Genomic DNA, 16,227 nt, shown 5'->3' with positions numbered 1-16,227 from the left:
TGCAACGAAACGCGGCGCCTTGGCGCCGCGTTTTGCTTTCGGGGTCAGGCCCGGTGGCCCAGCGCCGACGAGATCTGCGCTGCCGTTTCCTTCAGCCTCACCACCCAGCTTTCCTCCAGCCGGTCGGCCGGCGCCGAGATGGACAGGCCGGCCACCAGCTTGGCCTGGTCGTCGTAGATGCCGGCGGCCATGCAGCGCACGCCCAGTTCCAGCTCCTCGTCGTCGCGGGCGATGCCGCGCTGGCGCACCATGGCCAGCTCGCGCTCCAGCGAGCCGATGTCGGTCAGGCTGTTGCGCGTGTGGCCCGACAGGCCGGTGCGGGTGGCGTAGGCGCGCACGCGCGGGCTGTCGTCGCTGGCCAGGAAGAGCTTGCCCACCGAGGTGAGGTGCAAGGGCGCCCGGCCGCCGACGGCGCGCACGACCTGCATGCCCGAGCGCTCGGAGTAGGTGCGCTCGATATAGACGATCTCGTCGCCCTGGCGCACCGACAGATTGACCGGCTGGTGGGTGAACTTGTGCAGCTCGCGCATGGCCGGCAGGGCCGCATCGCGCACGTCGAGGCGCGCCTTCACCAGATTGCCCAGCTCCAGCATGCGCATGCCGAGTCGATAACTGCCGGCCTCGGGTCTATCCACGAAGCGGCCCAGGGTCAGGTCGTTCAGAATCCGGTGCGCCGTGGAAGGGTGCAGTCCGGTGGCCTCGGACAGGGCCTTCAGCGAGACCGGGTCCTGGTGCTGGGCCAGCACGTCCAGCAGCGAGAACATGCGCTCCAGCACCTGGATTGCCGGGGTCTGCTGGGCCTCTTTGGATTTCATGGCGTCATTGTGGGGGAGATTGCCGGTGTTTTGTATGGCGAAAGCGGGCTTCAGGAGATGGCAAGCAGGACTGACCCTGTCGCTGGCTTTGCTGGGTGCCGCGCAGGCGGCCGAGCCCGTCGCCGCGCCTGCCGAGGCCCGCTGGGCTCGGGCGCCGCGGATGTATGGCCGCATCACCGCCAGCGAGTTGGGCCTCGTCATCAACACGGCGGACCCCTATTCGATCGCGGTGGGCGAGTACTACGCCAGGCGCCGGGGCATCCCGGCCGAACAGATCCTGCGCGTGCAACTGCCCATGCGGCCCAGCCTGACGCGCGAGGAATTCGCGGCCCTGGACCAGACCCTGCGCAGCCAGATGCCCGAGAACGTCAACGGCCTGGCCCTGGCCTGGGTGCAGCCCTATGCCGTCGAGTGCAACTCGCTGACGAGCGCCCTGGGCGTGGGTTTGCAGCCCGAGGTGTGCTCGCACTCCTGCGCCGCCACGCGCACCAGCCCCTACACGGCGTACTTCGGCGCGCGGCCCTGGCTGGTCATCGGCGTGCGACCGACGATGCAGCTGGCGGCCCGCTCCGTGCCGGCTGCCCTGGCCATGATCGAGCGCGGCATTGCTTCCGACCACACGCTGGCTGCGGGCAGTGCCGAGCCTGCCATGGCCTATCTGGCGGCGACGCCCGACGCGGCGCGCAATGTGCGCGAGCGCCTCTTCCCGCCCGCCGGCCCGGTGCCGGGCGCTGCAGGCTTCGAGGTGGCCCGCGTCAAGAGCGACGCGCTGCCCGCGCTGCGCCGCATCCTGGTCTATGAAACCGGCCTGATCCGTGTGCCCAAGCCGCTGGGCGGTGAATGGCTGCCCGGCGCGCTGGCCGACCATCTGACGTCGGCAGGGGGTGTGCTCGACAAGCCCCCGGCCGATGAGGGGCAGATGAACATCCTGGACTGGATCGATGCCGGTGCGACGGCCAGTTATGGCACCGTCAGCGAGCCTTGCAACCATCTGCAGAAATTCCCGCATCCCCAGATGCTGATCCAGGCCTATGCCCAGGGCCTGAGCGCCTTGGAGGCCTATTGGCACAGTGTGGCCTGGCCGGCTCAGGGGGCGTTCGTCGGCGAACCTCTGGCCGCGCCTTTCGCGCCGGTGCCGATTCCCTGAGCGGCTGCCAGGCCGGCGCGTACGGCGCCCTCCAGCGTGGCGGGGTAGGGGCCGGCGATGTAGTCGCCGGCGGCCCACAGCCCCGGCGCAATCTGCGCGGGTGCCCGAGCCAGGCCGGGCGTGCAGGCGAAGGTGGCGCGCTTCTCGGTCAGCACCTTGTCCATGACGGGCGGCGTCGTCCAGGCCAGCTCGCGCTGCGCCTGGGCCAGCACGGCTTCGGCGCAGCCGCCGCGTTCGACCCATGCCGCCGCGCCGCTGACGACAAAGGCGAAGCGCCCGGCCGCGCCGCCGAGGGCGCCGTGGTCGAAGACGAACTGCGCCGGCGCCTCCGGCCCTTCGCGCAAGGCCAGCATGGGTGAGGGCAGGGTGCTGCCGGGGCTTTGCAGATAGACGGTGATGATGGGTTCGAAGCCGAGTGCGCCCGCCGTGGCCGACCAGGCCGGCGCGAGGTCGGTGGTCAGTCTTGCTGCTTCGACGCTGGTGCAGGCCAGCACCACGCCATCGAAGGCTTCGCCATCGACGCGCCAGCCGGCCTCGATCTTCTGCACGCGGGTGCCCAAGCGCAGCCGATCGCCCAGCCAGGCGGTGGCGGGGCTGGCGAGAAGGTCGGACAGCGGCCGGCGCGGCAGCAGCAGGTCGGCGCTGCCCGGGCCGCTGAAGAGAGCGTCCTTCAACACGCGCAGGAAGACCTGGGCACTGGCCCGAGGCGCGGGTGTGTTCAGCGCGGCCACGCACAGCGGCTCGACGAGATCACGCTTCACGGCGGTCGGCAGGCCGGCGCAGAGCTCGGCCACGCTGAGGCTCGCATCGCAGCGAAAACCGCGGGCCAACCAGCCCCCCGCCGCCATCAGCAGGCCCAACCGTGCCGACAGCGGCCAGCCGCCATGGGCCAACACGCCGCGCGTGAAGGCGATGAGTGGCGATCCCGGTGGCAGCCTCAGGCCGGGCTCGCCGGGATAGGGCAGGGCCAGCGGCAGGCGCTTCAGCACGGCGTCGGGGTCGACGCCCAGGCGCCGCATCAGCGCCAGGCTGTCGCGGTAGGCGCCGATGAGGATGTGCTGGCCGTTGTCGTAGGGGGGCTCTCCGGCCACGCTGCGTGCCCGCCCGCCCAACTGGGGCGCCATTTCGAAGACGCTGATGTCGTGGCCGGCATCGGCCAGGCTGACGGCCGCCGCAATACCTGCCCAGCCGCCCCCTACGACCGCTGTTTTCACGACCGCGCGACTCCCACGGAACCGGCTTTGCCGGGCCGTCGGGAGTGCCCCCTTGAGGGGGCCGGCGAAGCCGGTAGGGGGTGGGCCATTACTTGCCGCGCCAGTTGGTCTTCATGGCGATCCAGAGCTTGCGCAGCGGCGTCAGCGCGATGCGCTGGTGCAGGACCTGGAAGTTCTCGCGCTCGATCTCGACGAGCAGGGCGCGGTAGATGTTGGCCATCATCAGCCCGGGCTTCTGGGCCACGCGGTCGACATCGGGCAGCAGGGCCAGGGCCTCGTCGTAGAGCCGGTGCGCCCGCTCGGCCTGGAACGTCATCAGCGCCGTGAAGCGATCCGAATAGCCCCAGGGCTTGCTGCGCAGCAGGATCTCGTTGGCCTTGACGCCGAATTGCTGCAGCTCGTTCACCGGCAGGTAGATGCGACCGCGCCGCGCGTCGTCGCCGACGTCGCGGATGATGTTGGTCAGCTGCATGGCCAGGCCCAGCTTGTGGGCGTATTCGATGGTCTGCGGCTGGCTGCGGCCGAAGATGCCGCTGGCGACTTCGCCCACCACGCCGGCCACCAGGTGGCAATAGCGCGTCAGGCCGGGGTAGTCGAGATAACGCGTCTGCTGCAGGTCCATCTCGCAGCCTTCGATGACGGCGTTCAGATGCTCCAGCCGGATGTCGTAGGCGGCGGTATGGGGCATCAGCGCCTTCATGCAGGGGTGGCTGGGCTGGCCGGCAAAGGCGCTGGCCACCTCCTTGCGCCACCAGGCCAGCTTGGTCGCGGCGACGCCAGCATCCTGGGTCTCGTCGACGACGTCGTCCACCTCGCGGCAGAAGGCATAGAAGGCCGTGATCGCCGCCCGCCGCGGCGGCGGCAGGAAGAGGAAGGCGTAATAGAAGCTCGAGCCGCTCGCGGCGGCTTTGTCCTGGACGTATTGCTCTGGGCTCATGGTGCGGCCCGCATTGTCAGGGCGCGCCACAGCAGCCGAGGGCCGTCCCAAACCCTTAAAGCGGGGCGGTGCAGCAGGCTGTCGTGATGACGCGCCGCGATCTTGTCGAGGATGAGCAGGCCGCCCTGCACGACCAGGCGCAGTTCCCAGCCGGCGCGGCCGCGCAGGCTCAGGGCCAGCGGGGCGCCTTCCAGCATCAGCTGGCGCGCCCAGGTGCAGAGGTCGGCAATCAACAGGCGGGCGGCCGGGCTGTCCCGGCAGGCCAGCACGTCCGCGGCACTCACGCCATGGCGGTCGAGGTCGCTTTGCGGCACGTAGAGCCGGTGGTTCGGGCCGTCGCGGCTGAAGTCCTGCCAGAAGTTGATCAGCTGCAGCGCCGAGCAGATGGCGTCCGAGCGGCGCAGCGACACGTCATCGTTCACGCCGTAGAGCCCGAGCAGCAGCCGGCCCACCGGGTTGGCCGAGCGGCGGCAGTAGTCCAGCAGGTGATCGCGGTCGCGGTAGCGGGGCGGGGTCAGGTCCTGCTCGAAGGCGTCGAGGAGGTCGTGCAGCAGCGGCGGCTGCAGCCGGTGCATCTCGCGCCCCAGCGGTCCGTAGACCCGCGTCCAGCGGGGCGAGGGGGCCTGGCCGGCCACCACGGCGGCCAGATCGGCGCGATAGTCGCGCAGGGCCGTGACGCGCTCCTGCTTGGGCGCGTCACCCTCATCCGCCAGATCGTCCGCCGTGCGCGCGAAGTGATAGACGGCGACCACCGCCGGCCGCAGCGCGGGCGGGCACAGCATGGATGCGACAGGGAAGTTCTCGTAATGGTCGACGCTCAAGCTTTTTCTCAAGTTCCGCTTGCAAAGCCGCGCTGTACCAGCGAAATTCTGCGAGGTTTGACAGTTGTCACCGGGTCTGAATACATTACTGACCCGCCGGTCATTAAATTTCAGGGCTGGTCGTTTCACGCTTCGAGGTCTGCATGCCCCATCTTCTGCGTCTCGCACCGCCCCTGCTGCTGGCGGTTCTGCTTCCCGCCCTGTTGTCCGGGTGCGGCAAGCAGCCCGCCGCGCCCGAGCCGGAGCGCGCGGTGCGCACGCAGGTGGTCAGCGCCGGCTCGGCCGGTGCCAGCCACGAGTATGCGGCCGAGGTGAGGCCCCGCATCGAGTCGCGCCTGTCCTTTCGCGTCAGCGGCAAGCTGCTGAGCCGGTCGGCGAACCTGGGGGATTCGGTCAAGCAAGGCCAGGCCCTGGCCCGCATCGATGCGCAGGACCTGAAGCTGGCCGAGGCTGCCGCCAGCGCGGCCGTCATGGCCGCCCGCACCAACCGTGACCAGGCCGGTGCCGACTACAAGCGCTTTGTCGACCTGCAGCGCCAGGGATTCATCAGCGCGGCCGAACTGGAACGCCGCGACTCGGCCTTCAAGGCTTCGCAGGCCCAGCTCGAACAGGCCAAGGCCCAGGCCGACGTGCAGGGCAACCAGGCGGGCTATGCCCAGCTCGTGGCCGATGGCGCAGGCGTCGTCACCGGCATCAATGCCGAGCCCGGCCAGGTGCTGGCCGCCGGCACGCCGGTGGTCACGCTGGCCCTGGACGGCCCGCGCGACATCGTGTTCTCGGTGCCGGAAGACCAGATCACCCGCGTGCGCGCTGCCGCTTCCCAGGCGGGTGCCCTGAAGGTGCGGCTGTGGGGCGGCGACAAGACGTATCCGCTGACCCTGCGTGAGGTGGCTGCCGCGGCCGACCCCGTCACCCGCACCTTCCTCATCAAGGCCGATGCCGGCAAGCTGGACGTCAAGCTCGGCCAGTCGGCCACCGTCGTGCTGGACCTGCCGCAGATCGCCGGCGTCATCAAGCTGCCGCTGGCGGCAGTGCTGCAGCAGGGTGGCAAGACCTCGGTGTGGACGCTGGATGGCGCCTCGATGACGGTCAAGCCCGTGGCGGTGCAGGTGGGGGGCGCCGAAGGCAACGACGTCGTCATCGCCGGCGGCTTGAGCCCCGGCCAGGAGGTCGTCGTCGCCGGCGTGCACGTGCTGAACCCGGGCCAGAAGGTCAAGCGCTACGTGCCGCCGCGCACGACGGCAGCTCCGGCAGCTCCCGCAGCCTCTGCGGCCTCACGCTGATCCGGGGCTGCACATGAGTCCCGATATCACCAAATCGCCCCACGTTGGCGGCTTCAATGTCTCGCGCTGGGCGCTCGAGCATCCGGCCCTGACGCGCTACCTGATGGTGGTGCTGATGCTGATGGGCTTCGTCGCCTATTTCCAGCTCGGCCAGGATGAGGACCCGCCCTTCACCTTCCGCGCCATGGTCATCCAGGCCTTCTGGCCGGGCGCCACGGCCCAGCAGATGGCCGACCAGGTCACCGACAAGATCGAGAAGACGCTGCAGGAGGTGAATCACGCGGACAAGATCCGTTCGTACACCAAGCCCGGCGAGTCGCTGACGATCTTCCAGGTCAAGGACAACACGCCGCCCAAGGAGGTGGCTGACCTCTGGTACCAGACGCGCAAGAAGATCGGCGACATGCGCGCCACGCTGCCCCAGGGCGTGCTGGGGCCGGTGTTCAACGACGAGTTCGGTGACGTCTACGGCTCCATCTACGCGCTGTCCACCGATGGCTTCAGCCGCGAGGAACTGCGCGAGCATGCCGACCGCGTGCGCCAGGCCCTGCTGCAGGTCAAGGACGTGGCCAAGGTCGAGATCTTCGGTGTCCAACCCGAGAAGGTCTTCATCGAGGTCTCGCAGAAGCGACTGGCCCAGCTGGGCCTGGACTTCAACCAGGTCATCGCCCAGATCGGCGCGCAGAACGCGGTCGAAGGGGCGGGCGTGCTGAACGCCGGCAGTGCCAACTTCCAGATCCGCGTGCAGGGCCAGTTCAACACGGCCCAGGCCCTGGCCGAGGTGCCCATCCGCGCCATCAACCCGCAGACCGGCGTGGCCAGCCAGATGCGCCTGGGCGACATCGCGGAGATCAAGCGGGAATACGTCGACCCGCCGGCCACCAAGGTGCGCCACCAGGGCAAGGAAGTGCTGGCCCTGGGCGTGTCCATGGCCAAGGGCGGCGACATCATCGCCATGGGCAAGGCGCTGACCGTCGCCCTCAAGGACATCGAGCGCGAACTGCCTGCCGGCATCCAGCTCGAGCAGGTGCAGGACCAGCCCAAGGCCGTGACGACCTCGGTGGGCGAGTTCGTGCACGTGCTCATCGAGGCCGTCGTCATCGTGCTGGCCGTCAGCTTCATCTCGCTGGGCCTGCACACGCGGCCGCTGCGCATCGACGTCTGGCCCGGCCTCGTCGTCGGCATCACCATCCCGCTGGTGCTGGCCATCACCTTCACGACGATGTTCTATTGGGGCGTGGGGCTGCACAAGATCTCGCTCGGGTCGCTGATCATCGCGCTGGGCCTGCTGGTGGACGACGCCATCATTGCCGTCGAGATGATGGTGCGCAAGCTCGAAGAGGGCTACGACAAGATGCACGCCGCCACCTTCGCCTACGACGTGACGGCCATGCCCATGCTGACCGGCACGCTGATCACGGCGGTGGGCTTCCTGCCCATCGGCCTGGCCAAGTCGACGGTGGGTGAGTACACCTTCGCCATCTTTGCCGTGACGGCCGCGTCCCTGGTCATCTCCTGGGCGGTTTCCGTCTACTTCGTACCTTACCTGGGCGCCTTGCTGCTGAAGGCCAAGCCCGCCCCCGAGGGCGAGGTGCACGAGCTTTTCGACACGCCCTTCTACAACCGCTTCCGCGGCGTGGTGCGCTGGTGCGTGGAAAACCGCTGGAAGACCATCGCCATCACGCTGCTGGTGTTCGCACTGGGCCTGGTCGGCATGGGTCGGGTGCAGCAGCAGTTCTTCCCGGACTCCAGTCGCCCCGAGGTGCTGGTTGACCTGTGGCTGCCCGAGGGGTCCACCATCCAGGAGACGGAGCTTCTCGCCAAGCGCTTCGAGGCGCGCATGCTGAAGGAGCCGGGCATCGCCACCGTGACGAGCTGGATCGGCTCCGGCGTGCCGCGCTTCTACCTGCCTCTGGACCAGATCTTCCCGCAGGCCAATGTGACGCAGTCCATCCTGCTGCCCAAGAACCTGGAGGAGCGCGAGGCCCTGAGGAAGCGCCTGCCGGCCGTGCTGGCGGAGGAGTTCCCGGAAGCGCGCGGTCGCGTCAAGCTGCTGCCCAATGGCCCGCCGGTGCCCTATCCGGTGCAGTTCCGCGTCACTGGCGCCGACCCCAAGATCGTGCGCGATTGGGCCGACAAGGCCAAGGACATCCTGCGCGCGAGCCCCAACATGCGCGGCGTCAATGACAACTGGAACGAGAACGTCAAGATGCTGCGGCTCAAGGTCGACCAGGACAAGGCTCGGGCCCTGGGCGTGTCCAGCCAGAGTCTGGCGCAGTCGGCCCGCACCCTGCTGTCGGGCAGCGTCATCGGCCAGTACCGCGAGGCCGACAAGCTCATCGACATCGTGCTGCGCCAGCCGATGGAAGAGCGCGCCGTCATCACCGACATCGCCAACGCCTATGTGCCCACCAGCACCGGCCGCGCCATCCCGCTGACGCAGATCGCCAAGGTCGATTTCGACTGGGAGCCCGGTGTCATGTGGCGCGAAGGGCGCCTGTATGCCGTGACGGTGCAGGGCGACGTCGCCGAGGGCCTGCAGGGCGCCACGGTGACCAAGGAGGTCTGGCCCAAGCTGGATGAACTGCAGAAGCAGATGCCTATCGGCTACGGCATCCAGATCGCCGGCGCCGTGGAGGAGAGCAGCAAGGGAACGGGTTCCATCGCGGCGGGCGTGCCCATCATGCTTTTCATCACCTTCACGCTGTTGATGCTGCAACTGCATAGCTTCAGCCGGGCCATACTGGTCTTCATGACCGGGCCGTTCGGTATTGCCGGCGCGGCTTTCGCGCTGCTGGTGCTGAACCGTCCCTTCGGCTTCGTCGCCCTGCTCGGCGTCATCGCGCTGATGGGCATGATCATGCGCAACTCCGTCATCCTGATCGACCAGATCGAGCAGGACCGCGCCCGCGGCGTGCCGGACTGGTCGGCCATCGTCGAGTCGGCGGTGCGGCGCTTCCGCCCCATCGTGCTGACGGCGGCGGCGGCCGTGCTGGCCATGATCCCGCTGTCGCGCAGCGTGTTCTGGGGGCCGATGGCGGTCGCCATCATGGGCGGCCTCATCGTCGCCACCGTGCTGACCCTGCTGGCCCTGCCGGCCATGTACGCGGCCTGGTTCCGCGTCGTGCGCCCTCAGGAAGAGGAGCACAGCCGGCTGCACAGCCGGTTCGCCGACACCGAAGCGTCCGAACCAGCCTGAGCGTCGGTGTTGCATTCCGGGCCGAGCGCTGGGCCTGCCTTGGGCCAGAGGCCCAAGGCCTTCCGTAGGCACAAGCAGTCCGCAGGGACTGCTTGTGTCCGACTCCAGTTCGCCGAGCCGGCCCGCTTGAGGCCGCCAGCGGCTCAATGCCGCATGCGGCCTCGTCCCCGGGCTGGGCGAGGGGCTCACTTTTTTTAGGGTTTTGCCGCCCCGCGCATCGGGGCGGCGGGTGGGCCGTGCGAGGTCGCTACAATCGCCGGTTTGCCGAATCGCCTGAATCGTCGCTAAAGGGGTTGCTCGTCATGAGCCGCCCCACCAGAACCAACCCGTTGCGCGGGTGGCGAAATTGGTAGACGCACCAGGTTTAGGTCCTGACGCCTTCACGGGCGTGCCGGTTCGAGTCCGGCCCCGCGCACCACTGTCCTTCAACTGTTCCCGAGTCCATCATGGCCGTCACCGTCGAAACCCTCGAAAAGCTGGAACGCCGCATCACCCTGCACGTGGCGGCCGCTGACATCAACAACGAAGTCGAGTCGCGCCTGAAGAAGCTGGCCCGCACCGTCAAGGCCGACGGCTTCCGTCCCGGCAAGGTGCCGATGAACGTCGTCGCCCAGCGCTATGGCTACTCGGTGCAGTACGAAGTCGTGAACGACAAGGTCGGTCAAGCCTTCATGACCGCCGCCAACGAAGCCCAGCTGCGCGTTGCCGGTGCTCCCCGCATCGAGCAGAAGAACGAAGCGCCGGATGGCCAGATGGCCTTCGACGCGACCTTCGAGATCTATCCCGAAGTCAAGATCGGCGACCTGGCCGCCGCTGAAGTCGAGCGCGTCAACAGCGAAGTCACCGACGACGCCATCGACAAGACCGTCGAGATCCTGCGCAAGCAGCGTCGCAGCTTTGCCCAGCGCGCTGCCGCCGACGTGGCCGCCGCCGGTGACCGCGTCACCATCGACTTCGAAGGCAAGATCGACGGCGAGCCCTTCGCGGGCGGCAAGGCCGAAGGCTTCCAGTTCCTGATCGGCGAAGGCCAGATGCTGGAGCAGTTCGACGCCGCCGTGCGTGGCATGAAGGCCGGCGAAAGCAAGACCTTCCCGCTGCAGTTCCCCGAGGACTATCACGGCAAGGATGTGGCCGGCAAGGAAGCCGACTTCCTCGTCACGGTCAAGAAGATCGAAGCCCAGCACCTGCCCGACGTGAACGAGGCCTTTGCCAAGTCCCTGGGCATCAAGGAAGCCACGGTCGAAGGCCTGCGCGCCGACATCAAGAAGAACCTCGAGCGCGAAGTGAAGTTCCGCGTGCTGGCCCGCAACAAGGGTGCCGTCATGGACGCCCTGGTCGCCGCTTCCGAGCTGGACGTGCCCAATGCGCTGATCGAGGGCGAAGCCGCCCGCATGGTCGAGCAGGCCCGCGAAGACCTGAAGAAGCGTGGCGTGAAGGACGCCGACAAGGCCGAGATCCCGACGGACATCTTCAAGCCCCAAGCCGAGCGCCGCGTGCGCCTGGGCCTGGTGGTCTCCGAACTGGTGCGCGCCAACAACCTGCAGGCCAAGCCGGCCCAGCTGCAGTCGCACATCGAAGAGCTGTCGCAGAGCTACGAGAAGCCCGCTGAAGTGATGCGCTGGTACCTGAGCGACCGCGAGCGCATGGCCGAAGTCGAGGCCGTCTGTGTCGAGAACAACGTCACGGACTTCGTGCTGACCACGGCCAAGGTGACCGACAAGGCCCTGCCGTTCGACGAGCTGATGGCCGCCGGCAACTGATAGCCCCTGGCTCAGGCAAGGGCGCCGTGCCGCGAGGCTCGGCGCCCTTTTGCTTGCAACCTCATAATCCGCCCCCATAACGGCTGAAGCTGAATCTGATTTCAAGGACCTGAATGAGCGCTCTCGACACCACCAACCTGGGCCTGGTGCCCATGGTCATCGAAACGTCCGGCCGAGGCGAGCGCGCCTACGACATCTATTCGCGACTGCTGCGCGAGCGCATCGTCTTCCTGGTCGGCCCGGTCAATGATGCGGTGGCCAACCTCGTCGTCGCCCAACTGCTGTTCCTGGAAAGCGAGAACCCCGACAAGGAGATCTCGCTCTACATCAACAGCCCCGGCGGCAGCGTGTCGGCCGGCATGTCGATCTTCGACACCATGCAGTTCATCAAGCCCGAAGTCTCGACGCTGTGCATGGGCATGGCGGCCAGCATGGGCGCCTTCCTGCTGGCGGCCGGCGCCAAGGGCAAGCGCTTCTCCCTGCCCAATGCCAAGGTGATGATTCACCAGCCGCTGGGCGGCGCCCAGGGCCAGGCCACGGATATTGAAATCCATGCGCGTGAAATCCTGAAGACTCGCGAGACCCTGAATCGCATCCTGGCCGAGCGCAGCGGCCAGACGCTGGAGAAAATCCAGTCGGATACCGAACGCGACTATTTCATGTCCGCGGCCGAGGCCCAGGGCTATGGCCTGATCGACCAGGTGCTGGAACACCGGCCTTGATCGATCGGGTACGTGAGGGGCTGTAACCAGCCCCGGATTCGCTGCGAAATCGGGGCCCTTATCCCTACAAGGGCCCCGAGATCGTTTGGACTATCATCATTCAGGCACCTCGCCTGTTCAACGGCTTTCCCGAGCAGACCCAATGGCCGACAAAAAAGGCACCTCCAGCGAAAAAGTTCTGTACTGCTCGTTTTGTGGCAAGAGCCAGCATGAAGTCAAAAAGCTGATCGCCGGACCCTCGGTTTTCATCTGCGACGAGTGCATCGAGCTGTGCAACGACATCGTCCGTGACGAGATCCCGGCGCCGGCGCCTGCCGCGCGTGCCGGCAAGTCCGATCTGCCCGTGCCGAGCGAGATCAAGGCCAGCCTCGATCAATACGTCATCGGCCAGGACGTGGCCAAGCGCACGCTGGCCGTCGCGGTCTACAACCACTACAAGCGCCTGCGCCACATGAGCACGACCAAGGATTCGGTCGAGCTCTCCAAGAGCAACATCCTGCTGATCGGCCCCACCGGCTCCGGCAAGACGTTGCTGGCCCAGACGCTGGCGCGCCTGTTGAACGTGCCCTTCGTGATCGCCGATGCGACGACGCTGACCGAAGCGGGCTATGTCGGCGAGGACGTCGAGAACATCATCCAGAAGCTGCTGCAGAACTGCAATTACGACGTCGAGCGTGCGCAGCGCGGCATCGTCTACATCGACGAGATCGACAAGATCTCGCGCAAGGCCGACAACCCCTCCATCACCCGCGACGTGTCGGGCGAGGGCGTGCAGCAGGCCCTGCTCAAGCTCGTCGAAGGCACGATGGCCTCGGTACCTCCGCAGGGTGGCCGCAAGCACCCCAACCAGGACTTCCTGCAGATCGACACGACCAACATCCTGTTCATCTGCGGCGGCGCCTTCGACGGCCTGGAGAAGGTCATCCAGAACCGCAGCGAGAAGTCCGGCATCGGCTTCGGTGCAACCGTGAAGAGCAAGTCCGACAAGCGCGTCGGCGAGGTCTTTCGCGAGTGCGAACCCGAGGACATCATCAAGTTCGGCCTCATCCCCGAATTGGTCGGCCGCCTGCCCGTCGTCGCGACGCTGGGCGAGCTGACCGAGGACGCGCTGGTGCAGATCCTGACCGAGCCCAAGAACGCCCTGGTCAAGCAGTATCAGCAGCTGTTCGAGATGGACGGCGTTGAGCTCGAGATCCGCAAGCCGGCCCTGGCCGCCATCGCCCGCAAGGCGCTGGCCCGCAAGACCGGTGCGCGCGGCCTGCGATCCATCATGGAGCAGTCCCTGATCGACACCATGTTCGACCTGCCGGCGCTGGAAGGCGTCGAGAAGGTCGTGCTGGACGAGCACAACATCGAGGACGCGTCGGCACGTCCCTTGCTGGTTTACCGCGAACAAAAGGCCAGCGCGTAAACCGCCACTGAGCCCTCAACTTGCAATCGCCCCCTCAGGCCCGATATCGGCCTGAGAAAGAGAGGTCTTCATGTCCGGACATCCCATCCTCCCCGCCGATCCCATCACGCTGCCGCTGCTGCCGCTGCGTGACGTCGTCGTCTTCCCGCACATGGTCATCCCGCTGTTCGTCGGGCGTCCCAAGTCCATCAAGGCCCTGGAAGCTGCGATGGAAGCGGGCCGTCAGATCATGCTGGTCGCCCAGAAGGCCGCCGGCAAGGACGAGCCCAAGCCCGAAGACATGTTCGAGGTCGGCTGCGTCTCCAGCATCCTGCAGATGCTCAAGCTGCCCGACGGCACCGTGAAGGTGCTGGTCGAGGGCCTGCAGCGCGCCACCACCAGCTCCATCACCGAGCCGGGAGAGCACTTCGTCGCCGAAGTCACGCCCATCCCGCCCGAGACCGAGCACGCCCCCGAAGTCGAGGCCCTGCGCCGCGCCGTGACGCAGCAGTTCGACCAGTACGTCAAGCTCAACAAGAAGATCCCGCCCGAGATCCTCACGTCCATCGGCGGCATCGACGATCCGGGCCGCCTGGCCGATACCATCGCCGCCCACCTGCCGCTCAAGCTCGACGCCAAGCAGGCCGTGCTGGACCTGGCCGAAGTGGCCAAGCGCCTGGAGAAGCTGCTCGACCTGCTCGAGCACGAGGTCGACATCCTGCAGGTCGAAAAGCGCATCCGTGGCCGCGTCAAGCGCCAGATGGAGAAGAGCCAGCGCGAGTACTACCTGAACGAGCAGGTCAAGGCCATCCAGAAGGAACTGGGTGACGGCGAAGAAGGCGCCGACATGGAGGAGCTCGAGAAGAAGATCCTCGCGGCCCGCATGCCCAAGGAAGCGCGCAAGAAGGCCGACGCCGAGCTCAAGAAGCTCAAGCTGATGTCGCCCATGTCCGCCGAAGCCACGGTGGTGCGCAACTACATCGACACCCTGGTCAACCTGCCCTGGAGCAAGAAGACCAAGATCAAGCACGACCTCAAGAATGCCGAGGACGTGCTGAACGAAGACCACTACGGCCTCGAGAAGGTCAAGGACCGCATCCTTGAATATCTCGCGGTGCAGCAGCGCGTCGAGAAGGTCAAGGCGCCCATCCTGTGCCTGGTCGGCCCCCCGGGCGTCGGCAAGACCTCGCTCGGCCAGAGCGTGGCCCGCGCCACCGGCCGCAAGTTCATCCGCATGGCCCTGGGTGGCGTGCGCGATGAAGCCGAGATCCGCGGCCACCGCCGCACCTACATCGGCTCCATGCCGGGCAAGGTGCTGCAGTCGCTGACCAAGGTCGGTACGCGCAATCCGCTGTTCCTGCTCGACGAGATCGACAAGCTGGGCATGGACTTCCGCGGCGATCCGTCGTCGGCGCTGCTGGAGGTGCTGGACCCCGAGCAGAACCACACCTTCGGTGACCACTACATCGAGGTCGACTTCGACCTGTCCGATGTGATGTTTGTGGCCACGTCCAACTCGATGAACATCCCGCCGGCCCTGCTGGACCGCATGGAAGTCATCCGCCTGTCGGGCTACACAGAGGACGAGAAGGTCAACATCGCCCAGACCTATCTGCTGCCCAAGCAACGCAAGAACAACGGCGTGCTGGACGAAGAGCTGGAAGTCACCGAGTCCGCCGTGCGCGGCATCATCCGCTACTACACGCGGGAAGCCGGCGTGCGCTCGCTCGAACGCGAGATGTCCAAGATCTGCCGCAAGGTGGTCAAGGGCCTGCAGCTCAAGACCTACGAAGGCAAGGTCACGGTCACCGAGGACAACCTCAACGACTTCCTGGGCGTGCGCAAGTACGACTTCGGTCGTGCCGAGAAGAAGAACCAGGTTGGCCAGGTCGTCGGCCTCGCATGGACGGAAGTGGGCGGCGATCTGCTGACCATCGAAGCCACCGCGATGCCGGGCAAGGGCAACATCATCCGCACCGGCTCGCTGGGCGACGTGATGAAGGAGTCCGTCGAGGCGGCTCGTACGGTGGTGCGCTCGCGCGCCCGCCGCCTGGGCATCAAGGACGAGGTCTTCGAGAAGCGCGACGTGCACGTCCACGTGCCCGATGGCGCCACGCCCAAGGACGGCCCGAGCGCGGGTGCGGCCATGACCACTGCCTTCGTGTCTGCACTGACCGGCATCCCGGTGCGTGCCGATGTCGCCATGACCGGCGAGATCACGCTGCGCGGTGAAGTGACCGCCATCGGTGGCCTGAAGGAGAAGCTGCTCGCGGCCCACCGCGGCGGCATCAAGACCGTGATGATCCCGGAAGAGAACGTCAAGGACCTGCAGGACATTCCGGAGAACGTGAAGAACCAGCTCGAGATCGTGCCGGTGCGCTGGATCGAGCGCGTGCTCGAGGTGGCCCTGGAATCCGTGCCGACGCCGCTGCCCGACGAGGAAGTCCCCGTCGCCGCGGCCAAGCCGGAAGACGGTGCCGCCAAGAGCTCGGCGGTCCCTCACTGAAGAAGTGCAGCTGGCTTGTCATCCGACCAAAAATTGGATTACAATGCCAGCTTCGCTAGATCGCTAAGAGAAATCCAAACGATTCGGCGAAATTGCAAAGCGCAAGAAATTGCGCCGGCAATGCGGGTGTAGCTCAGTTGGTAGAGCGCAACCTTGCCAAGGTTGAGGTCACGAGTTCGAGCCTCGTTACCCGCTCCAGTTTTTCAAAAGGGAAGCCCCGGCTTCCCTTTTTCGTCAAAGTCGCACCAACGACTTTGATTTGGGTTTACGGCGGCGCGATAGCAAAGCGGTTATGCCCCGGATTGCAAATCCGGTTAGTCCGGTTCGACTCCGGATCGCGCCTCCAAAACGCACCATGCGGGTGTAGCTCAGTTGGTAGAGCGCAACCTTGCCAAGGTTGAGGTCACGAGTTCGAGCCTCGTTACCCGCTCCA

11 protein-coding genes and 4 tRNA genes are annotated in these 16,227 nt (G+C 66.8%); 11 read left to right on the top strand and 4 right to left on the bottom strand.

Annotated elements, in window-relative coordinates:
* Positions 1-44 precede the first annotated feature (44 nt).
* Complete coding sequence (locus AC3WOE_RS22960) at positions 45-815, bottom strand: IclR family transcriptional regulator (RefSeq protein WP_492693707.1); 771 nt, start codon at positions 813-815, stop codon at positions 45-47.
* Positions 816-849: 34 nt separating this feature from the next.
* Here AC3WOE_RS22960 and AC3WOE_RS22955 point away from each other — a divergent pair, with 34 nt between their 5' ends.
* Positions 850-1,962: a TIGR03790 family protein gene (locus tag AC3WOE_RS22955; protein WP_492693706.1), complete on the top strand. Its 1,113-nt coding sequence runs from the start codon at positions 850-852 to the stop codon at positions 1,960-1,962.
* Here AC3WOE_RS22955 and hpnE read toward each other — a convergent pair.
* The 3 genes from hpnE to hpnC form a co-directional block, all read right to left on the bottom strand.
* A complete protein-coding gene (gene hpnE / locus AC3WOE_RS22950) occupies positions 1,902-3,176 on the bottom strand; it encodes a hydroxysqualene dehydroxylase HpnE (protein WP_492693705.1) in 1,275 nt (424 codons plus the stop codon). The genes AC3WOE_RS22955 and hpnE overlap by 61 nt on opposite strands.
* An 88-nt stretch (positions 3,177-3,264) precedes the next feature.
* The gene (gene hpnD, locus AC3WOE_RS22945) at positions 3,265-4,113 is read right to left on the bottom strand and encodes a presqualene diphosphate synthase HpnD (protein WP_492693704.1); all 849 of its coding nucleotides are present in this window, start codon (positions 4,111-4,113) and stop codon (positions 3,265-3,267) included.
* A complete protein-coding gene (hpnC, locus tag AC3WOE_RS22940) occupies positions 4,110-4,934 on the bottom strand; it encodes a squalene synthase HpnC (RefSeq protein WP_492693703.1) in 825 nt (274 codons plus the stop codon). The genes hpnD and hpnC overlap by 4 nt, the downstream gene beginning before the upstream one ends.
* 143 nt (positions 4,935-5,077) lie before the next feature.
* Between hpnC and AC3WOE_RS22935 the strand changes: the two genes are divergently transcribed.
* The 10 genes from AC3WOE_RS22935 (at position 5,078) to AC3WOE_RS22890 (ending at position 16,227) form a co-directional block, all read left to right on the top strand.
* Positions 5,078-6,217, top strand: a complete 1,140-nt coding sequence (locus tag AC3WOE_RS22935; protein WP_492693702.1) for an efflux RND transporter periplasmic adaptor subunit — start codon at positions 5,078-5,080, stop codon at positions 6,215-6,217.
* A 13-nt stretch (positions 6,218-6,230) separates the two neighbouring features.
* Positions 6,231-9,416 (top strand): efflux RND transporter permease subunit, encoded by a 3,186-nt coding sequence (locus AC3WOE_RS22930; protein ID WP_492693701.1) that lies wholly within the window; start codon positions 6,231-6,233, stop codon positions 9,414-9,416.
* A gap of 331 nt (positions 9,417-9,747) precedes the next feature.
* A tRNA-Leu gene (locus AC3WOE_RS22925) sits at positions 9,748-9,834 on the top strand.
* A gap of 28 nt (positions 9,835-9,862) precedes the next feature.
* Positions 9,863-11,176: a trigger factor gene (gene tig, locus AC3WOE_RS22920; protein ID WP_492693700.1), complete on the top strand. Its 1,314-nt coding sequence runs from the start codon at positions 9,863-9,865 to the stop codon at positions 11,174-11,176.
* 113 nt (positions 11,177-11,289) lie between these two features.
* The gene (clpP, locus tag AC3WOE_RS22915; RefSeq protein WP_492693699.1) at positions 11,290-11,898 is read left to right on the top strand and encodes an ATP-dependent Clp endopeptidase proteolytic subunit ClpP; all 609 of its coding nucleotides are present in this window, start codon (positions 11,290-11,292) and stop codon (positions 11,896-11,898) included.
* A gap of 142 nt (positions 11,899-12,040) precedes the next feature.
* Positions 12,041-13,309, top strand: a complete 1,269-nt coding sequence (gene clpX, locus AC3WOE_RS22910) for an ATP-dependent Clp protease ATP-binding subunit ClpX (RefSeq protein ID WP_492693698.1) — start codon at positions 12,041-12,043, stop codon at positions 13,307-13,309.
* A gap of 70 nt (positions 13,310-13,379) precedes the next feature.
* On the top strand, positions 13,380-15,794 hold the full coding sequence (gene lon / locus AC3WOE_RS22905; RefSeq protein ID WP_492693697.1) for an endopeptidase La: 2,415 nt from the start codon (positions 13,380-13,382) through the stop codon (positions 15,792-15,794).
* 122 nt (positions 15,795-15,916) lie between these two features.
* Positions 15,917-15,992: transfer RNA gene (locus AC3WOE_RS22900), tRNA-Gly, on the top strand.
* 74 nt (positions 15,993-16,066) lie between these two features.
* A tRNA-Cys gene (locus AC3WOE_RS22895) sits at positions 16,067-16,140 on the top strand.
* Between the two features lie 11 nt (positions 16,141-16,151).
* A tRNA-Gly gene (locus AC3WOE_RS22890) sits at positions 16,152-16,227 on the top strand.

This window comes from Roseateles sp. FW305-36, from assembly GCF_058787015.1.
The sequence above is the reverse complement of the archived record's forward strand: the minus strand, read 5'-3'. Positions and strand labels throughout refer to the sequence as shown.

Bases quoted from the DNA above. Each gene is read 5' to 3' on its own strand.
- AC3WOE_RS22960 (WP_492693707.1), bottom strand. From the start codon at position 815: ATGAAATCCAAAGAGGCCCAGCAGACCCCGGCAATCCAGGTGCTGGAG.
- AC3WOE_RS22955 (WP_492693706.1), top strand. From the start codon at position 850: ATGGCGAAAGCGGGCTTCAGGAGATGGCAAGCAGGACTGACCCTGTCG.
- hpnD (WP_492693704.1), bottom strand. From the start codon at position 4,113: ATGAGCCCAGAGCAATACGTCCAGGACAAAGCCGCCGCGAGCGGCTCG.
- AC3WOE_RS22935 (WP_492693702.1), top strand. From the start codon at position 5,078: ATGCCCCATCTTCTGCGTCTCGCACCGCCCCTGCTGCTGGCGGTTCTG.
- AC3WOE_RS22930 (WP_492693701.1), top strand. From the start codon at position 6,231: ATGAGTCCCGATATCACCAAATCGCCCCACGTTGGCGGCTTCAATGTC.
- tig (WP_492693700.1), top strand. From the start codon at position 9,863: ATGGCCGTCACCGTCGAAACCCTCGAAAAGCTGGAACGCCGCATCACC.
- clpP (WP_492693699.1), top strand. From the start codon at position 11,290: ATGAGCGCTCTCGACACCACCAACCTGGGCCTGGTGCCCATGGTCATC.
- clpX (WP_492693698.1), top strand. From the start codon at position 12,041: ATGGCCGACAAAAAAGGCACCTCCAGCGAAAAAGTTCTGTACTGCTCG.
- lon (WP_492693697.1), top strand. From the start codon at position 13,380: ATGTCCGGACATCCCATCCTCCCCGCCGATCCCATCACGCTGCCGCTG.